The organism is Bdellovibrio sp. HCB337, from assembly GCF_047302465.1.
Lineage (GTDB): Bacteria > Bdellovibrionota > Bdellovibrionia > Bdellovibrionales > Bdellovibrionaceae > JACMRP01.
The window spans coordinates 1-19846 of sequence record NZ_CP178621.1; the positions used below are offsets into that span (position 1 = coordinate 1).

A 19846-nucleotide genomic window follows, 5' to 3' on the forward strand; every position below is an offset into this window, starting at 1 on the left:
GTGGATATCAATAATTCGTTCTGGGCGCTCATCAAAACAAAGATGAAGAGCCGAAATGTGAATAATAAGTACTTGGAGACGTGGCTCGATCCAATCGAGTACCTATCGACTTCGGGTTCTACTGAGCGTCCGCGTATTGTTTTGGGTGTCCCTAACGCCCTTCATCAATACTATGTTACTCAGAACCTTCAGGATCAGATTTATACAGAAATTTCGGATAGTTATAAAAGCCCATTTGAGGTTGAGTTCGTTATCACGGGCAACAAACCGCCGCTTCCTCCAGAGAACCCACTAGCTTTGGATGAGGCAATTAACGCTAATGAACAAGCGCACTTGCGTCCTCAAACTCAGACTATTCAACATGCGCCGGTGACTACTCAAAAGTCGACTTCAGACTTTTTGAATACGGAACTCAGCTTCTCCACATTCGTTGTGGGGAAAAATTCAGAGTTTGCCCATGCTGCTTGTTTCAACGTGGCTAGAAACCCTGGGGCCGATGATTACAATCCTCTATATATATTCGGGCCTGTGGGTATGGGTAAAACGCATCTATTAAATGCGGCCGGAAATTATATCCGTGAACAATTTCCACACCTTAGAATCACTTATATCTCGGCAGAACGCTTCTTAAATGAGTGCGTGGCGGCCCTACGCCACTATCAAATGGATAAGTTCCGCCAGAAGTATCGCGAAAACTCTGACATCTTATTAGTGGACGATGTTCAGTACATCGGCCGCGGAGAAGCTGTTCAAGAGGAGTTTTTCCATACGATTAATAACTTCATTGATCGTAAGAAACAGGTGATCTTAGCCAGCGACCGTATGCCTAAGGATATCTTAGGTTTAGAAGACCGCAGCCGTACCCGTTTAGAGCGTGGTTTGATTGCAGACATCACCATGCCGGATTTAGAAACTAGAATTGCGATCTTAAGATATAAAGCTGAAAAGTTTGGCGTACGCATGCCTGAAGATGTGGTGAACCATATTGCCCGCATTTCAAAGCGCTCGATTCGTGAACTTGAAGGCAATCTTAAGAAAGTTAAAATTTACTCTGAACTTCAAGGACTTAGCATTGACTACGATTTGGTGAAAAAGATTCTTTCACACCACGAAAGCCAATCTACGATTTCTTTGGAAGAGATCCAAAAGCTGGTAGCAGATCACTTTAAAGTAAAAATGACGGATCTTAAATCTAGCACTCGCGCAAAACCGATCGTGGTTCCGCGCCAGATTGCAATGTATTTAATTAAGAAGTTTTTAGATAGATCGTTGGTTGATATTGGAAAAGCTTTTGGCGGCAAAGATCACACTACTGTGATGAATGCGCTTGAAAGAGTCCAACATCTACAATCTACTGATCAAGATATTATGAAAGATATCGAAGAGTTGGAGACAAGAATCCACAATATCACAGGGGTGTGAATGTGGACTGTGGAAAAGCCTGTGGGTAGGTTTGCTGGTTAAAATGTGCATTCAACTTACCCACAATTTTGAAAAATTAAAGCGAGATTTCGCAAAGAGTTTTTCCACGAAGAAAGTTAAAGAGTTTTAAGTATTTAAATAGCAATGGCAGTTATCCACAGTCCTACTACTACTACTAGTATTTATATATATAGTAATAGATTAATAAGGGACTCATTAAGGATACAGGGATAAAGATAACAAAGGGACGTTATGAAATTCGAAATCGATAAAAGAGATTTGCTAAGCTTAATCGGTAAAACTCAAAATATTGTCGAAAAAAGAAATACCATGCCTATTTTGGTAAATATCTTATTGGAAGCAGACAATGATGCTTTGAAGGTATTTGCAACTGACTTGGAAGTAAGCCTGACAGATCAAGTTAAGATCAAGGTTGTTCAACCAGGTAAAGTAGCAGTGAGTGCAAAAAGTCTTTTTGATATTGCTAAAGAACTTTCTGAAGGCACTATCCAATTAATCAAAAAAGAAAATAACTGGCTTGAGATCAAGCAAGGTAAATACACTTCTAAAATTGTTGGTATCAGTGCGGATGAATATCCAATCTTCCCAACTTACAACGCTCAATCATTTATTAAAGTTCAAGCAAGTGTCTTGAAAGACATGATTGATAAAACAATCTTCAGCGTTTCTACAGATGAAACTCGTTACCACCTCAATGGCGTTTATTTTGAAATCGTTGGTGGTACTGGTTTTAGAATGGTTGCAACAGACGGTCATAGAATGAGTATCGTGAATAGAATTCAAAACGATGCAAAATCAAATGCAGCAGGCGTAATCATTCCTCGTAAAGGTCTTGGTGAAATTAAAAAGTTGCTAGACGGTGTGGATGGAACTGTGGAAATCGCCATAGAGGGTTCACAATTTATTCTAAAACATTCATCAACAACTTTGATGATTCGTTTGATCGAAGGAAAGTACCCGAATTATCAACAATTTATTCCACAGAAATTGACTCAGAAAATTGAAATCAATCGCGAAAATTTCCTGACTTCTTTGAAACGCGTATCCTTGTTGGCTAATCAAAAGTCAAAAGCAGTTCAATTGAATCTGACGAATGGAAAAATGGAAATTTCTTCTAACAACCCTGAACTGGGCGACGCAAAAGAAGAAATCGAAGTTGATTACCATGGCAATGAATTGAAAATCGGTTTCAACGCAAAATTCATCACGGATATTCTGACGAGCATTGCAGAAGATCGTATTGATTTTGAATTGAATGACCAACTTTCACCAGGATTGGTAAGACCGCATAACGATACAAGCTACACTTGTGTTCTTATGCCTATGAGAATTTGATGTTTTTTGAAAAAGTTCGGATTCACAATTTTCGAAACTTCGTTGAATCCCAAGCAGAGTTTTCCCCACGACTGAACGTCTTTCTTGGGGAAAACGGCCAAGGTAAAACAAATCTCCTTGAAGCGCTTTATCTAACTCTTCAAGGAGAAACCTTTCGCTACGCCGACAATGTGAATCTCATCCGTAGCAATATCGATTTTTCATTACTGCAATCTCAAGTCCGTCATCGTGATCTGACTTACGAGTTAAAAACTCAAATCATGAAAAGTCGAAAGCATCACTTTCTGAATGGGAAGCGTGTTAGTAGCTCTGATTTAAAAAAAGAATTTTCGGCTGTCGTGTTTAGTCCCGAGAGTTTAGCCTCCATCAAAGAAGGCGCCGATTTTCGCCGAACTCTCATTGATGATTTGCTGATTAGTTTTAACAAACGAAACGCCGATTTAATCTCAGAATTTCGCAAAGCACTAAAAACGCGCAATAGAATTCTTAAAAATTTCGTCGAGGACAAAGAAGACAAACTCAATACAATGCGCCTGATTGAGAGTATAAACCCTTCTTTCCTTCGTTTAGGGGCTCAGCTGACCATCGCCCGGATTTCCGCGCTCCAGGGGCTTTTGAAGGATTTTAATAGCGCGATGCAATACATTTCCAATAATAACCAAGAAGTGAGTGTTGAATACATACTCTCTGGGCAAAATGCGCTTAGTTTTAGTGCACAAGATGTGTTTGATGCACTACAAAAACGAAGCTTAGAATTGCGTGATGCAGAACTCTCTGGAGGAGTCAGTTTAGTAGGCCCTCACAAACACGATATCGTCTTCCTATATGGGCAAAAAGACTCGCGTTTTTATTGTTCGCAGGGGCAGCAAAGAGCGATCATATTATCTTTCAAAATGGCTCAAATTGTGTATCATAGGAAGGCTCACGACGTTTACCCAATTTTGATGTTGGATGATGTCTTATCTGAACTCGATCAACAGAAGAGGGACTCACTGATTACGTTCTTACACGAGATCAATACCCAAATTTTTGTGACGACGACGGACTTCGCTTTACCGAAGAGTTTTTCTTTGGACGAAGTGACTGTTTTAAAAATTAACAACGGGCAAATTCTTCAGTGATGAAAATTTAACTGAGAGGAAATACGCGTGTCAGATCAAAATGTATCGACGGCTCCAGAGCAAAAAAATTATGGTGCCGATCAAATTCAAGTTCTTGAAGGCCTCGAGGCCGTACGCAAAAGACCAGGGATGTATATCGGTGACACCGGTGTGCGTGGTTATCATCACCTTGTGTATGAGATTGTGGATAACTCAGTAGACGAAGCACTTGCCGGATATTGCAAACACATTCAAGTCACTATCAACACAGATGAATCAATCACAGTAGAAGATGATGGTCGTGGTATTCCTGTTGATGCTCATAAAAACGGAAAATCAGCTCTTGAAATCGTTATGACAGTTCTTCACGCCGGTGGAAAATTCGACGGCGGTGGTTATAAAGTTTCCGGTGGTCTGCATGGCGTGGGTGCATCCGTTGTGAATGCTCTTTCGGCGCGTTGCCAAGTAGAAGTTCATCGTGAAGGCGCCGTATGGGTGCAACGCTATGAAAAAGGCATCATCAAGAATCAAGTAGAAAAAGGCGAAGCAACAAGCAAGACAGGAACGAAAACAACTTTCAAACCAGATCGTGAAATTTTCAAAGACGAAACGATCACTTATGATTTCAGCACTCTAGCAAATCGTTTCCGTGAACTTGCATTCTTGAATGGCGGTCTTCATATTTCTTTGAAAGATGAACGCACTGGCAAAAAGCAAGACTTCCAATATGCAAATGGTGTCGCTGAATTCGTTCAGTTCATGAACCAATCTAAAAAAGCTCTTCACGGCGAAGTCGTTTATTTCCGTGGTGAAAAAGACAACGTCGATGTTGAAGTCGCTCTTCAGTGGAATGATTCTTACTCAGAATCTATTTTCACTTATTGCAATAACATCAATACTCACGAAGGTGGAACTCACTTGATGGGTTTCCGTGCCGCTTTGACTCGTACAACGAATCAATACGCGACCGAGAAAAACCTTTTGAAAGATTTGAAAGAGAATCTTGAGGGTGAAGATATCCGCGAAGGTTTGGCAGCAGTTATCTCTGTCAAAGTTCGTGAGCCGCAATTCGAAGGACAAACTAAAACCAAACTTGGGAATACCGAAGTAAAAGGGATTGTCGAGTCGTTGGTGAATGATAAATTGGCTGATTGGATGGATAGAAATCCTTCCGTCGCTAAGAACATCATCATGAAGTGTGTGGAATCTGCACGCGCGCGTGAGGCCGCTCGTAAGGCTCGTGATCTGACTCGTCGTAAGACAGCGTTGGATGGCGGATCTTTGCCAGGTAAAATGGCGGATTGCCAAGAACGTGATCCATCTAAGTGTGAATTGTACCTGGTAGAGGGTGACTCCGCGGGTGGTTCCGCGAAGCAGGGTCGCGATCGTAAGACTCAAGCGGTTTTGCCATTGAAAGGTAAAATCCTGAACGTAGAAAAAGCACGTTTTGATAAAATGCTTTCCAACGAAGAGATCAAAATGATGATCTCTGCTCTTGGAACAGGTATCGGCAAAGACAATGTGAGCGTGGATAAAATCCGTTATCACAAAATCATTATCATGACCGATGCCGACGTGGATGGATCCCACATCCGTACCCTGCTTTTGACATTCTTCTTCCGTCAAATGCCAGAAGTACTTGAGCGCGGTTATATCTATGTCGCTCAGCCACCTTTGTATCGCGCGAAAAAAGGTCAAAGCGAAACTTACTTGAAAGATGAAGCGGCATTGACTGAATATCTTTTGAGTTCGGGACTGAACAATTTCAAACTTAAAGGCAAAGAAAAAGTTTCTGAAGCGGATCTTCGTAAGATGATCATCAACATTCAGAAATTCAATGCGCTTTTGAAAACCTCATCTGCGAAGTATGACCGTGACGTGCTTTACTTCTTCCTAAGTAAAGTTGCGAACTTGGAAATGACTTTGAATGACGAGAAAAAATTGGCGTCTGCTTTGAAAGATTTCGAAGCATGGGTTCAAGCAAATCCAAATCTTGGAATTACCGAAGTGAAGTCTGAAGTTAAAAAAGACGAACATGGAAAACTTCAAGCTGAAGTCTACACAGTTCGTTATGCAGATCGCATGACAACAAACTTTGGCGCATCGAATTTGAATGCTCCCGAGGTTGTTGAGCTCTTGAATCTGTGGACAGGTATTCAAACAGTAACGACGTTGCCATTCACGATCGTGCAAAATGATACAGAAGTTGCTTTTGAAAACTACACGGATTTCCAAAATCACGTGATGGAATCAACTAAAAAAGGTGTTTACATCCAACGCTATAAGGGATTGGGAGAGATGAATCCGGAGCAGTTGTGGGAAACCACTTTGAATCCGGAACACAGAGCCCTCTTGAGAGTGAGCATCGATGACGCTGTTGCGGCCGATGAGACTTTCAGTGTCTTGATGGGTGAACAAGTAGAGCCTCGTCGTCAGTTTATTCACGACAATGCTCTTCTTGCACGAAGCTTGGATGTTTAATTTATTCTGAATTGGTGAAATATGTTTGATAATAGTAATCAAGAAAAAGGCGTTACAGTCGTAGACATCAACAAAGAGATGCGTGATGCGTATCTTCAGTACTCGATGTCAGTAATCGTGGGCCGCGCCCTACCCGACGTTCGTGACGGTTTAAAACCGGTTCATAGACGTATTTTGTTTGCTCAGCACGAGCTCAGCAACACTCACGATAAACCATATAAGAAATCTGCCCGTGTCGTCGGAGACGTTATGGGTAAATACCATCCGCATGGTGATGCCGCGATCTACGAAACGATGGTTCGTATGGCTCAGGATTTCTCTATGCGCTACATTCTTACGGATGGACAAGGAAACTTTGGCTCTATCGATGGTGATAATGCCGCAGCTTCTCGTTATACCGAAGTTCGTATGACCCGCTTGGCGGAAGAACTTCTTGCCGATATCGAAAAAGAAACAGTTCCATTCGGTCCGAACTACGATGATTCTTTGGAGATCCCGACAGTTCTTCCTGCAAAGTACCCGAATCTTTTGGTGAATGGATCTTCAGGTATCGCGGTTGGTATGGCGACGAACATTCCTCCACACAATTTGGGTGAAGTTATTGATGGCGTGATCCACGTGATCAATAACCCAGAATGTACTGTGGATGATCTTATGGGCTTTGTAAAAGGTCCTGACTTCCCGACTGCTGGTGTGATTGCTGGTCGCGAAGGGATTATGCAGGCCTACAAAAAAGGTCGCGGAGTCATCACTTTGAAAGCGGTTGCTGAAATCGTTCAGGCAAAAGACCGCGAAGAAATCATCGTGACAGAGCTTCCTTACCAAGTGAATAAGGCGAAACTCATTGAGAGCATCGCAGACCTTGTTCGCGACAAGCAGGTAGAGGGCATCTCTGACATCCGTGATGAATCTTCTCGTGAAGGTATGCGTATCGTGATCATCTTGAAACGCGGCGAGAACGCTAGCGTAATCTTGAATCGCTTGTACAAATACACTCAGCTTCAAACGAGCTTTGGTATCATCATGTTGGCTCTTGATAAAAGAAACCAACCTGTAACCTTCAATCTTAAAAACATGCTTGAAGCTTTCGTAGATCATCGTCGTGATGTAGTTACGAAACGTTGTATCTTCGAACTTAAGAAAGCCCAAGAGCGCGCGCATATTTTGGAAGGTTTGAAAAAAGCTCTCGATAATATCGACGCCGTAATCGCGACTATCAAAGCTTCGAAAGAGGCCAATGCTGCTCGTGAAGCATTGATGGCAAAATTTGAGTTCAGTGAACGCCAAGCTCAAGCTATCTTGGAAATGCGTTTGCAACGTTTGACAGGTTTAGAGAGAGATAAAATTCTTGCTGAACTTGCTGAGTTGATGAAACAAATCGACTGGTTGAAAATGGTTTTGGCAGATGTTCGTGAAATCTACAAAATCATCGTGGACGAACTTCAAGATATCAGAAAACGTTACGCAGATACTCGTCGTACAGAAATCACTGGCGACATGACAGATATCGAAGACGAAGATTTGATCGCTGATGAGTCTATGGTGGTAACAATCACTAACACAGGCTACATCAAGCGCATTCCTGTTGAAGAATACCGCGTACAAAAACGTGGCGGTAAAGGCCTCAAAGGAATGGAAACCAAAGAAGAGGATTATGTAAATAATATCTTTACGGCGACCACCAAGACTATGCTTCTTGTTTTCACTGACAAAGGGAAAGTTTACTGGTGTAAAGTTCATAAGCTTCCACTCGGAAACCGTACCTCTAAAGGAAAAGCGATTGCGAACGTTGTTCAGTTGTCTAACAACGAAAAAGTTCGTGCGATCCTGCCGATCGATCAGTTTGAAGAAAACAAATACATCGTCATGCTTACTGAGCGTGGCATTATCAAGAAAACATCTTTGGACGCTTACTCGAATCCTCGTACTGCGGGCGTCATTGCACTGACGACGGATTTGGACGACGCGATCATTGATTGCAAAATCTCTGATGGCGCAAGCGACATCTTTGTTGCTACCAAAGAAGGTATGTCGATCCGCTTTAACGAAGCCGACGTTCGCCCAATGGGACGTACAGCTCGTGGCGTGAAAGGCATGACTTTAGCGAAAGAAGATATCGTTGTCGGCATGGAAGTCTTCGAAAAAGGCAGCAAAGACACTATCTTGATGGTGACTCAATCTGGTTACGGTAAACGTTCAGAGCTTGAAGAGTACAGAATCCAAAGCCGTGGTGGCGTGGGTATTATCACTCAGAAAACAACGGACAAAGTGGGTTTGGTTGTTGGCACTCGCAAAGTGAAAGCGACTCAAGAAGTGATCTTGTCGACTGATAAGGGTCAAAATATCCGTATGAAGGTTTCTGACATTTCTGTCCTTGGTAGAAATACTCAAGGGGTTCGCCTGATTAACCTTGGCGAAAAAGAAGAAATGGTGACAAGCCTTGCAGTGGTTGACGATGAAGAAGTTGCTGGTGAGGAAGTTCACTAAGATGCTGAAGCAGGCGCTGATCGTAGGTTTAACTCTCGGTCTTAGTGCCTGCTCGCCTCCTGAAGCGAAAGATTACAAGGCTGCCCAAGAGGAAATGGCTCAAGGGCACCATCGAATCGCGCTTTCCAACCTTGATCGTGTCTTAAAAAGAGCTCCCGATAGCGAATACGCGGTGAAGGCCGCGCGCGATGGAGCTCGAATCTCTTCTTTAGAAACCAAAGATTATAAAAAAGCTGCGAGTTACTACCAATTCTTGGTTTTGCATTCTCCGGATGCGACCGAAAGATTGAATTCGCAAAAGCAGCTGGCTGCGATCTATTTTGATCAGCTTCAAAACTATGACCAAGCCATCATCGAGCTTAATAAACTCATTCGCGATACCGAAAGCGATGTGGATATTGCTCGGTATAAGTTGGATATCGCCCGCTCTAATTACTATTTGAATAATTTTTTCCAAGCTCATAGCGAACTCGATGATCTTCTAAAGCTCAAAGTCGACGATAGTGAACGGTTTTCTGCGTGGGTTTTGAAAAGCAACATTCACATTGCTCTTAAAGAATACGCGAAAGCGATTGAGATCTTGAAAAAGGTCACGACAACGTTTCCGCAAAAATCTTTGCAAGAAAATGTCTATCAAACGCTCGCGGTTTGTTACGAGGAGACGGATAACTTCACAGAGGCCATCAATACATTGGAATCTGTAAAGGATAAGTACGCGCAGCCTGAATATATAGACATCCGTATCAAGCGCCTTAAAGAACGCCAGAAAAACCGCCCAGGGGCACGGGGGCTTCGAAAGTAATGAAAAAGTACATCGTCTTTGTCGGAATCGGGTTTGAGCTGGTCGGAATCATGTTGGCTTGTATTTATTTAGGCCAAGCAATTGATAAATCTTATCAAACTAAAGGGATCGCGTTGGCGGGTTTTATGTTCATTGGGCTCGCCAGCTGGCTCACACATGTGATAATGCTTCTTCGTCGGTTGGAAAAACAAAACCCCGAAGACAAAGAGCCAGAATGAAAAGAGTCCTAACATTTCAGATACTTGTACTTGCCATCGGCTGTGGCTTGTTATGGCTTGCCGGAATGCAGCAAAAAATCAGTTCCTTTGCCATTGGCGGCTTAATCGTCACAGGAAACTTTATTCTGCTGGGTTTGGGCTGGGGAGTGGTTTTTCGTAAAAAACTGATTGCCCTGCCCGTTCTTATCATTGTATTTAAGTACGCGATTTTAGGAGTCATTATTTATCACTTTGTGAAGCAGAGTTGGATGCAGCCATTTTGGTTCGCAGCCGGCATTGCGACCATGATGATTGGCTCCCTAATGTATGGATTAACCTTAGGTTTTTTCAAAGATCCGGATGACGGATCCAGTAACAAAGAAGAGTAATACATGTCGTTTAACTGGACACAGCTAATCCCACAAGTCGGCCACGATCATGATAAAGTTGCTGTAGCAACATTCGCGGCTACAAGTCTTGCATTGGTATTTGTTGGTCTTATCGCTCGTGCATCTTTGGGTAAGGGCGAAGCCGCAATCGTGCCATCAGGAAAATTCTCTATCAAAGGACTCTTTGAACTGGTCACAGAGTTCATAACGAATCTCTCGGATCAGGTTATCGGCCACCACGGTCGTCACTATGTTCCTATGTTCATTGCGGTTTTCTCGTTCATCTTCATCAATAACTTGGTGGGTGTGATTCCGGGAATGTCCCCAGCTACTGAAAACATCAATACGACCTTTGCTATGGGTCTGTTCATGTTCATTACTTATAATATCTTAGGCATTAAAGAGAACGGCCTTATCAATCACTTGAAACACTTCATGGGTCCGGTAGCAATGCTAGCACCTTTGATGTTTGTGATCGAGTTGATCTCTCACATGGTTCGTCCATTGAGCTTGGGTCTTCGTCTTGCGAACGTTATGATGGGAGACCACGCGGTTGTCGCCGTGTTCTTGGATCTAGTCCCAATCGGCGTTCCACTCCCATTCTATGTATTGGGAATGTTCGTTTCTTTCGTTCAGGCGTTTGTATTTACATTATTGTCTATGGTATATGTCGCGTTCGCAACAGCGCACGATCACTAATAGGCAGCTGATTAATATTTAAGAAGTTAAAAGGAGAACATTAATGAAAAACTTCAGCACAAAACTTATGGTTACTTTGGCTGCAACTATGGTTGCTGCTCCAGCTTTCGCTCAAGAAGCAGCAGCTGGCGGTTCTACATCTGATAAAGGTATCGTTGCTCTTGCAGCAGCTTTGGCAATTGGTATCGCTGCTTTCGGCGGCGCTATGGCTCAAGGTAAAGCAGCAGCAGCAGCTTTGGATGGTATCTCTCGCAATCCAGCGGCTTCTGGTAAAATCATGACTCCGATGATCATCGGTTTGGCTCTTATCGAGTCACTTGTGATCTACGCTCTTGTTATCGCGTTCAAAATTTCTTAATTTTAAGAAGTTACGCAGATTTCGTAAAAAAGGCTGGCCTTCGCGCTGGCCTTTTTTATTTTGTACGCGCAAAAAAACTATGATTTGATTTTGGTCTCAAACCTTTTGGAGTTTTGCGATGAAGATCTTCAGCCTAGTTTTTACCAGCGTGCTGCTGTTCTCTCAAATTTCTTTGGCAGCCCCTACTTGTAAATTTAAACCTCTCAATGGTGGGACGAGCGGCGTTTGCTCGGACGATGAGTTTACTGTTGCCCTTTTGGAAGGGAACGTGGCGTCCGCAGAAGCCATGATTGAAGCCAATCCAAACTACCTCTACTCTTGCAACTACAGTCATAAATTTAACGGCACCAGCGGCACTAATGAGCTGATGAATCCACTTATCTATACAGTTTGCCATACAGTCTATGGCGGAATGAAAGACATGGTTGTGATGCTTCTCAATCACATAGATAAAGAGGAACTTCTCTGCGCAACGCCGGATCGTCGTATGACAGTCAAAGACTGTGTAAATAGAATTTCCGACGAACAGGTTCGTGACGAAGTTTCTAAAGTTTTGGAGTTATAAAATGAAAGCTTTATTTCTATCGCTCGCTCTAGTGACTTTAACTTTTGCCGCCCAGGCCCGCGCCGACGAGCTTTGTGAATCTTACGGATTTACCGGAAACACAGTTGAAGAAGCTGAAAATGAATGTCTGACAAAGGGAGATTACATCACACGCGCACGCTGCAATCAGGATGTTACTTGCGCAGAAGGTGTGATGGTTTGCACGACTCGTGGATATAAAGGCTCAACAATTACTTTGGCCGTCGAGGCGTGCTATGACTTGGGTTACATCTATAGCCGCGAACAGTGCGAGCAAGACGTTACTTGCAAGCAGTAACAAGTACCCCTTAGAGGTACTTGTTAACGATGCTTTCAACTTTATTACGAATTCTGTCTAGGCCGGCTTGAGTTGTGGCTTCATAGCGAACAACCAGTACAGGTTGAGTGTTAGATGAGCGACAAAGTGCCCAGCCATCCTCGAAGCTTAGACGAATACCATCGATAAGGTTGGCTTTAAAATCAGGGCCGCCTTTTCCGAAAGCTTCTACCATCTTTTCAACGATCAAAACCTTTTTCTCTTCCGTCGTATCGATACGAATTTCTGGTGTATTGAATGCCGGCGGTAAACCTTCCAACAACTGAGGAATAGTTTTTCCCGTGCGAGAAAGAATCTCTACAAGACGAAGAGCTGCATAAGGAGCATCGTCGTAACCGTAGTTTCTATCAGCGAAGAAGATATGACCGCTCATTTCTCCACCAAACGGAGCTTTTTCAACTTTGATTTTTTCTTTGATCAAGCTGTGGCCGGTCTTCCACATAATAGGAACGCCGCCATGCTTTTCAATATCGTGATACATGCGATCTGAGCACTTCACATCGCCTACGATTTTCGCACCTTTGTCTTTTTCAAGAATAGCACGAGAGATAATCACCATCAGTTCATCACCGTAAATCATGCGACCCGTATGATCGACCACGCCGATACGATCAGCGTCTCCATCAAAGCCGATACCACAAACAGCGCCCTCTTTAAGAACTTGTGCTTGTAAATCTTTAAGGTTCTTTTCGACGGTTGGATCTGGGTGGTGATTTGGGAAACGACCATCTGGTTCTTCAAAAAGAATAGTTGGGTTCAAACCAACAGAGTTGAAAAGACCGCGTGCGACTACGCCTCCAGCGCCATTTCCGCAATCAAGAACGACTTTAACGTTATTCAAAGTACCGAATTCTTTTTTGTATTGTGCAAAGTAACTTGGGAAAATATCAATTTTAGTTTCTTTACCTTGGCCAGAAAGATATTGGCCCTTCTCCATAATACGGCGAAGTTTTTGAATCTCTTCTCCGAAGATAGTGCCTTTGCCTACGGAAATTTTAAAGCCATTGTACTCTGGAGGGTTGTGACTGCCCGTTACCTGAATGGCACCATCAACACCTTCTACGGTAAAAGTAGCAAAGTAGCAGACAGGACTAGTTACAAGACCCAAGTGAATAACACTACCACCGGACTCAGTAATTCCTTTTGCTAATGCCTTGATGATGTTCGGTGAAGACAAGCGCGCATCATGGCCAAGAGCAACAGTCGGTGTAGCATTGCCCTTGTTTTCTTTCATGTAAACGACATAAGAGCGGCCCAAGTTTTCTGCAAAGGCATCGTCGAAGTCGCCATTGTAAACGCCACGAATATCATATTCTCTGAAGATCACTGGTTGAAACATGCTAAACCTCTTTTTCCGAGTGAAAACTTTATTTTATAGATGATTTTGCTAGTCGGAGACAAGCTTGAATTGCGTCAATCATGGAGTTCGCAATGGCTTTGTTCTTACCAAAAATGTCCTTGGCAGTGCCATGGTCAACGCTTGTTCGAACAAAAGGAATTCCTAGCGATACGTGCACACCACTTTTTTGTCCATGAATGGCTTTAAAAGGGATCAGCCCCTGATCGTGATAGAGCGCTAGGTAAACGGAATACTTTTTCCAGTTTTCTTCCAAAAAAGCCGCATCCGGAACAAGCGGCCCGAGGACAGGGATTTTTGCCTTCGCGGCCTCGTTTAGCGCTTTGGTCACAAACTCACGCTCTTCGATGCCTATCAGGCCTTCTTCACCAGCGTGAGGGTTCAGTCCTAAGACCCCGATGGGTTTCTTTTGTTGGGCTACTGGAAGCATTTTGCGAAGCGCATTTGCTGCCTCAATACCCGAGAGCAAATCCACTACATTCATGCTTGTCGACACCTTAGAAAGTGGAATGTGGGCCGTATTTAGCACGACATTAAATTTATTCCCCAAAAAACCCATGTGGACTTTTTGACTTCTAGAAATGCGTTTCAGAATATCCGTGTGCCCCATGTCTTGTAGACCAGCACGATAGATCTCTGTTTTTGAAAGTGGGCCCGTGACCATGCCGTGCAATTGTTTTTGCTGGCACCAGACCGCCGTCTGCTGCACCCACAGAGCAGGCGATTCCTCAGACACGATTTCTACCAACTGGTTGGCTTTCATCTCTGCCGATAGAAGATAGTTCAAAGCCTTTAGTGGTGATGCAAAAGAGACCAGCTTAAATTTTTTATCGAGTTTTTTGAGATTTCTGGGAAAGCTCGAAGCCGAGCGCCAAATTAAAAAATGAGCCCCTTTTTGTGGGCCCATTTTTAGAAGGGCTTTTTCTGCGATTTCAAGCCCGATGCCGTCGCTGTCTCCGGAGGTGATTGCAATCTTAAGCATTTTATTTTTCGTTAATACGAACGAAAGCCTCTTCACGCTTCGACAAAAGCCAGTTTTTCATTTGGCGTTTGAAGTTTTGTTCAAACAGGCTTGCTTTGATTTGTTCTTTTTCTCTTTCGAATCTTGGATCCGTCGTAAGCTTTTTATCGAGCAGCTTCACTATATGATAACCCATGCGGGATTTTACGATGCCTGTAGTTTGTCCAGCATTCAGGCCTTGGATAGAATCTTCAACTTCTTTTAAGAACTCTCCAGATTTGAAAGTACCCAACAAACCGCCAGAGGTGAAGTTAGGATCTTCACTGTTTTGTTCAGCCAAGGTTTCGAAGTTTTCGCCCGAGCGAAGTTTAGTTAGCACTGCTTCCGCGCGCTTATAAGCGGCTTCAGACCCACCTTTTTTAGGGTTAAAGAAGATGTGAGCAACCGTGAACTCGTTCACTGAAGACTTATTTTGCGGATTCTTTTTAAGATATTCTGCCAAAGCATCGTCGTCAGAAATACGAAGTTTAGAAATAATTTCGGCTTCGATCAAAGACTGCTTCTCGATTTTTTCTTTTAGAAATGCTTGGTACTCCGATGTTGAAATACCTTGGGCTTTGAAGGCAGCCAATACATCATTTACAGTCACATTGTTTTTCTTGGCCATGTCGCGGATTTCTTGATCCACGCGCTCCATGGTTACGCTGTGATTAAGACGTTTGATTTCAGAGGACATGATCTTTTCATTGATCAAATAATCTAACTGCACTTTGCGATCTTTTTTTAGGTCCTCGACACTTTTACCGGAAAGCATGGCTTCGTCGATCAAAGCAGGTGTTTTCAACTTCTTTTGAAGTTCTTTGAAGTCCGATTCCAAAATGATTTCGTTATTAACAACAGCCACGATGCGCTCGACGACTTCCGCGCGGGAAACCAACGGCAAAAGGAATAAAACAGAAACCAGTAGCTTAGTCATTATCAGTCCTTGTTTCGACGACGATCGAATTGATCAGCTCGTTATCTTTAAGGACTTTACTACTTCTTAATTGGGCGTCCAACCATTTTACGAACTCCCCTTGTTCTCGCTGCGCCGTTAAAGCGCGAATAATCTGATTACGCACCTCTTCAAGCGGCAAAGTCGCAGCAGGGGCCTTTTTTTCGATCTTTACGACGTGAAAACCAAAGGGACTTTTGATTTGTGTCACACTTCCCACGCCACTTTTAAACAAAGGGTCAAAGAAGTCGACCGAACCGATTTCTATCCAGCCAACAAGACCGCCATTTTTGGCCTCAGGCGCGATAGAGTACTTCTTTGCAAGCTCCGCGAAGTCTTTCTGTTTGACTTGGCTTTTTAAGAGATCCGCTTTTCCGAGTTCGTCTGTGACGATTTGACGAAGATAAATGCGTTCTTTCTTCTTAAACTGCTCTTTATGCTCTTCGTAGTACTGCTTAATTTCAGCCTCTGTGAGGGGCTTGATGCGCTCGTTGAGCTTTTTGAAGACGGCTCTTTCAATCAAAGTATAACGAAGCTCTTCGCGCCATTCAGAAAAAGACAGATTTTCTTGGGCAAGCAGACGACGGAAAGAAAGGTCGTCGGGATAGTTAGCTCGGTACTTATCCACTTCTTTATCCAGATCACTTTCGGTCACAACTAAGCTATTTGCGCGAGCCCAATCAAGCGTTAGTGACTTCACAATAAAGGCACGAAGAATTTCTTCCTTAGTTCTTTGCACAGTGTTTGGATCTTTGGCGGTCAGCGCATCCAAGTCCTTTAGTTTTCTGGCAAGTTGATTTGAAAACTCTTTGGTTGAAAGAACGTGATCGTTGACCTTCACCACGGGTTTTGTGGAAACCTTTTGATAGTTAGAGGTACAAGCTGTAGCTCCGAAAATCATTCCCAAAATAAAAAGCCCCGTCAGTGCGGGGCTCTTAATAAATTTCATGTCTAAAATCCCTTACTTGATAAGGCTTGGATTTGTCTTAATAGGGTAGTTTTTCTTAAGCTTTTCAAAGTATTCGTTGAAAGCCTGTTTTCTTTTCTCATCGTAAACCGCAGAGCGAATCTGGCGTTTATCGGCAGCATCATATGGATTGCGGCCGGTAATTTTGATGATGTGGAAACCAAAAGGAGTTTCTACCAAACCTTTGATGTCTCCAACTTTACCGCTAACAGCGGCCTCATAATAAGAAGGAACCAGAGTTACTCGAGACTGCCAACCCACATCGCCACCCGCTTGTTTGCTGAGAGGGTCGTCGGAATAAAGTTTCACTAGCTCTTCGAAAGGACGCTTTGATTTTTTAACTTCTTCGTAGATTTCGTTCGCGCGCTTTTTAGCCTCGGCAACTTGCTCTGGCGTTGCGCCTGGCTTGTACTCAATCAAGATGTGGCTTGTACGAACCTGAGGATTGTTTTTGTACCAAGCTTTCATTTCTGCTTCAGAAACTTGGATTTTTTGAACCTTCGGTCCTAAATCCTTCTCCAGAAGAGCCTTGTAAGTCTCTTGCTGAACGCGCTCGATAACAATAGGGTCTCTTTCGAGGTTTCTTTTAGCAGCTTCTTGCAAACCAACTTCGTAGCGAACCAAGTCTTCCAAGAACTGAGGCTTGGTTGGTGGGTTCAAGGTTTGAGATTTGATGTCAGTGTATTTCTTGTTGAATTCATCCACTGTGATCTTTTTATTGCCAACGGTTGCGATAACCTCAGAACCTTTTGATTGCGCAAAAGACACAGTTGCTGAAAGAAGAAGGACGCCAAAAATACTTGTAATTGCGGTCAGATTCATACCTTAAAAGTCCCTTTAAAAAGTTGACGACATACCACATTAAAACGCTAGCACTCGCTTTAAGATTCAGCAATGACTTTAAGGGCTTGTTGTTTTGCGCTATGTAGCAAAGTCTCTAGGTTTTCAGCGATTTTTGGATCGCGTGGATCCTGGTCTTTTGTCGTAGGAGGCACGGGTCCGTGCCACTGAATAAGGATCTTAGCGAATGGTTTTGGAAGAAAAGTTTTATTCCACGCTTTTGGAAAATAAATAGCACGATCAACACTGACGCCAGAATAGTAAATAGGACAGTCCAAAAGTCTAGAGAGCTCAAACACTCCGGGCTTCACTTTGTAGACGGGTCCTTTGGGGCCATCGACTGCAAAGCTGCAGCTGTGACCTTCGCGCATAAGACGAATCAAACCTTTAAGACCGCCGACTCCGCCACGAGTGGAAGAGCCTGCCGTTGTTTTTGCGCCCAACAACTTTAGGATCACCGACATCATCTGCCCGTCTTTACTTTGCGAAGACATAGTAGCAATACGATAACGACGGCACAGTTGGATCAGGGCGATTTCGTCGCCATGCCAGTGAGCGAGAAGAAAAGGCTTCTTATCACGCATATCTTTTTGCATGGATTCTGGCTCAATCAATTGCACCTTCCACGTTAGTGAAAGGGTGCGATAGATAAGCCATACTAAGAAACCTAGAATATATTTTCTCAAGGGATATTAGTGCTTCAGAGCTTTTCTGAATTCTTCAGTCAATTTCGGAACAACATCAAACAAATCGCCGACAATCCCGTAAGTTGCTTTTTGGAAAATAGGAGCGCCCGGGTCGTTGTTGATCGCAACAATCACCTTGCTGCCACTCATGCCCGCCAAATGTTGGATCGCGCCGGAAACACCCACTGCGATGTACAAAGTAGGAGCCACAGTTTTACCTGTTTGACCCACCTGCATGCCGTGAGAAACCCAGCCAGCATCCACAACCGCACGAGATGCGCCAACCGTTGCACCAAGAACGTCTGCAAGGTCATTCAAAAGCTTGAAGTTGCTGGCCTCTTTAAGACCACGACCACCAGAAACGATGATGTTTGCTTCCGTCAAATCCAACTTCTCGGAAGTGCCTTTAACAACTTCTTTGATGATGGTTTTCAAATCAGGTTTAGCAAGAGTGTGCTCAACAACGTTTGCAGTTTTAGAAGCATCTGCCGCCGCAACTGGAAGTTGATTTGCGCGCATCAAAACGATTTTCAAAGGGCTGTTTTCAAATGCAACAGCTGCAAAAGCTTTTCCTGAGTAAACAGGTTTTTTTGCAGTGACGTTGTCGCCAGAAATCGTGAGCTCTGTGCAATCAGAAGCGATCCCCGTTTTCATACGAGCTGCAATTCTTGGGAAAAGATCACGAGCCGTGCTTGTTGCCGAAGCCAACAAAACTTGCGGTTGAACTTTTTCAAGAACCATGGAAACAGCCGCTGCGTAAATCTCAGGGTTGTAAGCATCAAGGCTTGCGTCTTTCACAACGTGAACTTCTTGAGCTCCGTGGTGAGCCATTTCGCCAGCCGCTTTATCAGCGCCAGTACCTACAGCCATTGCAACAACAGTATTGCCAGATTTTTGTGCCGCCTGAAGAAGCTCCATCGCTCCACGCTTAAGGGCGCCATTTTTGTGTTCAGCAAATACGAATACTTTAGACATGGACGACCCCTACAATACTTTCGCTTCGTCACGAAGCAGTTTTACAAGTTCAGCAGTTTGATGAGCCGAATCGCCAGTCAGCATTTTTACTGCTGGTTTTTCTGCAGGCAAGCTGAGTTGGGTGTTTTTCAATTTGATATCTGTGGCAGGAATATTCAAAGACGCGAACTCGATCTCTTTCAAAACCTTTTTCTTCGCCTTCATGATGCCAGGAAGACTTGCGTAGCGAGGAGTGTTGAGTCCTTTGTTAGCGCCGACAACCGCCGGAGCCGCAAGACCAATCACCTCTTTTGCGCCACCTTCGATATCGCGCTCAACAGTGATGCCCTCAGGAGACATTGCAAACTTAGAAACAACCGTAGCGTGTGGTGTGCCCAAGAATTCAGCAAGCATTTGGCTTACAGAAGACGCGTTGTCATCGATGGCAAGTTTACCAGTGAAGATCAAGTTAGCGCCGCCCTCAGCCTTAATAACCTCAGCCAAAGCGCGAGCTGTCGAATAGCAGTCCAAATTTTCTGGTGCATTAACGACGATACCTTCGTCAGCGCCCATCGCAAGTGCTGTTCTGAGGGACTCAGAAACTCTTTTTGATGGACCTACGCTGAGAACGAAAACCTGAGCACCCGCATTGGCTTCGCGGTACTTCACGGCTTCTTCAATAGCGTATTCGTCGTAAGGATTGATGACCCACTTGATGCCAGTTGTGTCGATAGAAGAGGCATCGGGGCCAATTTTAATCTTTGTTTCCGTGTCCGGAACTTGCTTAATACAAACAAAAATTTTCATGTTGAACCTCGTGGGGTCGTTCTATCTCAAAGGGACCTTTTGGCAAACCTAAAAGTCTTCGCTAACATG

General features: G+C 43.6%; 20 protein-coding genes. 12 read left to right on the plus strand and 8 right to left on the minus strand.

What is annotated here, in order from left to right:
• From dnaA to ACLWBB_RS00060, 12 genes are all read left to right on the plus strand, one after another.
• On the plus strand, positions 1–1422 hold the full coding sequence (gene dnaA, locus ACLWBB_RS00005; RefSeq protein WP_413289485.1) for a chromosomal replication initiator protein DnaA: 1422 nt from the start codon (positions 1–3) through the stop codon (positions 1420–1422).
• A 252-nt stretch (positions 1423–1674) separates the two neighbouring features.
• Complete coding sequence (gene dnaN / locus ACLWBB_RS00010; protein ID WP_413289486.1) at positions 1675–2778, plus strand: DNA polymerase III subunit beta; 1104 nt, start codon at positions 1675–1677, stop codon at positions 2776–2778.
• Complete coding sequence (recF, locus tag ACLWBB_RS00015) at positions 2778–3899, plus strand: DNA replication/repair protein RecF (protein ID WP_413289487.1); 1122 nt, start codon at positions 2778–2780, stop codon at positions 3897–3899. Before dnaN ends, recF begins: the two co-directional genes overlap by 1 nt.
• Positions 3900–3926: 27 nt before the next feature.
• On the plus strand, positions 3927–6359 hold the full coding sequence (gyrB, locus tag ACLWBB_RS00020; protein WP_413289488.1) for a DNA topoisomerase (ATP-hydrolyzing) subunit B: 2433 nt from the start codon (positions 3927–3929) through the stop codon (positions 6357–6359).
• A 21-nt stretch (positions 6360–6380) separates the two neighbouring features.
• A complete protein-coding gene (gyrA, locus tag ACLWBB_RS00025) occupies positions 6381–8846 on the plus strand; it encodes a DNA gyrase subunit A (RefSeq protein WP_413289489.1) in 2466 nt (821 codons plus the stop codon).
• Complete coding sequence (locus tag ACLWBB_RS00030) at positions 8815–9648, plus strand: tetratricopeptide repeat protein (RefSeq protein ID WP_413289490.1); 834 nt, start codon at positions 8815–8817, stop codon at positions 9646–9648. Before gyrA ends, ACLWBB_RS00030 begins: the two co-directional genes overlap by 32 nt.
• Complete coding sequence (locus ACLWBB_RS00035) at positions 9648–9866, plus strand: AtpZ/AtpI family protein (RefSeq protein ID WP_413289491.1); 219 nt, start codon at positions 9648–9650, stop codon at positions 9864–9866. The genes ACLWBB_RS00030 and ACLWBB_RS00035 overlap by 1 nt, the downstream gene beginning before the upstream one ends.
• Positions 9863–10234: a hypothetical protein gene (locus ACLWBB_RS00040; protein WP_413289492.1), complete on the plus strand. Its 372-nt coding sequence runs from the start codon at positions 9863–9865 to the stop codon at positions 10232–10234. Before ACLWBB_RS00035 ends, ACLWBB_RS00040 begins: the two co-directional genes overlap by 4 nt.
• A gap of 3 nt (positions 10235–10237) precedes the next feature.
• Positions 10238–10933: a F0F1 ATP synthase subunit A gene (gene atpB, locus ACLWBB_RS00045; protein WP_413289493.1), complete on the plus strand. Its 696-nt coding sequence runs from the start codon at positions 10238–10240 to the stop codon at positions 10931–10933.
• A gap of 43 nt (positions 10934–10976) precedes the next feature.
• Positions 10977–11291, plus strand: coding sequence for an ATP synthase F0 subunit C (locus ACLWBB_RS00050; protein WP_413289494.1), 315 nt, complete (start codon positions 10977–10979; stop codon positions 11289–11291).
• Between the two features lie 118 nt (positions 11292–11409).
• The gene (locus tag ACLWBB_RS00055; RefSeq protein ID WP_413289495.1) at positions 11410–11856 is read left to right on the plus strand and encodes a hypothetical protein; all 447 of its coding nucleotides are present in this window, start codon (positions 11410–11412) and stop codon (positions 11854–11856) included.
• A gap of 1 nt (position 11857) precedes the next feature.
• Positions 11858–12172: a hypothetical protein gene (locus ACLWBB_RS00060; RefSeq protein WP_413289496.1), complete on the plus strand. Its 315-nt coding sequence runs from the start codon at positions 11858–11860 to the stop codon at positions 12170–12172.
• 10 nt (positions 12173–12182) lie between these two features.
• Here the strand turns inward: ACLWBB_RS00060 and ACLWBB_RS00065 are convergent, their stop codons facing one another.
• The 8 genes from ACLWBB_RS00065 to ACLWBB_RS00100 are packed head-to-tail and all read right to left on the minus strand — an operon-like array spanning position 12183 to position 19777.
• Complete coding sequence (locus ACLWBB_RS00065) at positions 12183–13550, minus strand: phosphomannomutase/phosphoglucomutase (protein ID WP_413289497.1); 1368 nt, start codon at positions 13548–13550, stop codon at positions 12183–12185.
• Positions 13551–13578: 28 nt separating this feature from the next.
• Entirely contained in the window at positions 13579–14550 is a 972-nt protein-coding gene (locus ACLWBB_RS00070; protein WP_413289498.1) for a 4-hydroxythreonine-4-phosphate dehydrogenase PdxA, read from the minus strand.
• Position 14551: 1 nt separating this feature from the next.
• Positions 14552–15505, minus strand: a complete 954-nt coding sequence (locus tag ACLWBB_RS00075; RefSeq protein ID WP_413289499.1) for a peptidylprolyl isomerase — start codon at positions 15503–15505, stop codon at positions 14552–14554.
• On the minus strand, positions 15498–16472 hold the full coding sequence (locus ACLWBB_RS00080; RefSeq protein ID WP_413289500.1) for a peptidyl-prolyl cis-trans isomerase: 975 nt from the start codon (positions 16470–16472) through the stop codon (positions 15498–15500). Before ACLWBB_RS00080 ends, ACLWBB_RS00075 begins: the two co-directional genes overlap by 8 nt.
• A 12-nt stretch (positions 16473–16484) precedes the next feature.
• Positions 16485–17312, minus strand: coding sequence for a peptidylprolyl isomerase (locus ACLWBB_RS00085; RefSeq protein ID WP_413289501.1), 828 nt, complete (start codon positions 17310–17312; stop codon positions 16485–16487).
• 59 nt (positions 17313–17371) lie between these two features.
• Complete coding sequence (locus ACLWBB_RS00090; RefSeq protein WP_413289502.1) at positions 17372–18016, minus strand: lysophospholipid acyltransferase family protein; 645 nt, start codon at positions 18014–18016, stop codon at positions 17372–17374.
• A 6-nt stretch (positions 18017–18022) separates the two neighbouring features.
• A complete protein-coding gene (locus ACLWBB_RS00095) occupies positions 18023–18991 on the minus strand; it encodes an electron transfer flavoprotein subunit alpha/FixB family protein (protein WP_413289503.1) in 969 nt (322 codons plus the stop codon).
• Positions 18992–19000: 9 nt separating this feature from the next.
• Positions 19001–19777 (minus strand): electron transfer flavoprotein subunit beta/FixA family protein, encoded by a 777-nt coding sequence (locus ACLWBB_RS00100; RefSeq protein WP_413289504.1) that lies wholly within the window; start codon positions 19775–19777, stop codon positions 19001–19003.
• Between the last annotated feature and the right edge of the window lie 69 nt (positions 19778–19846).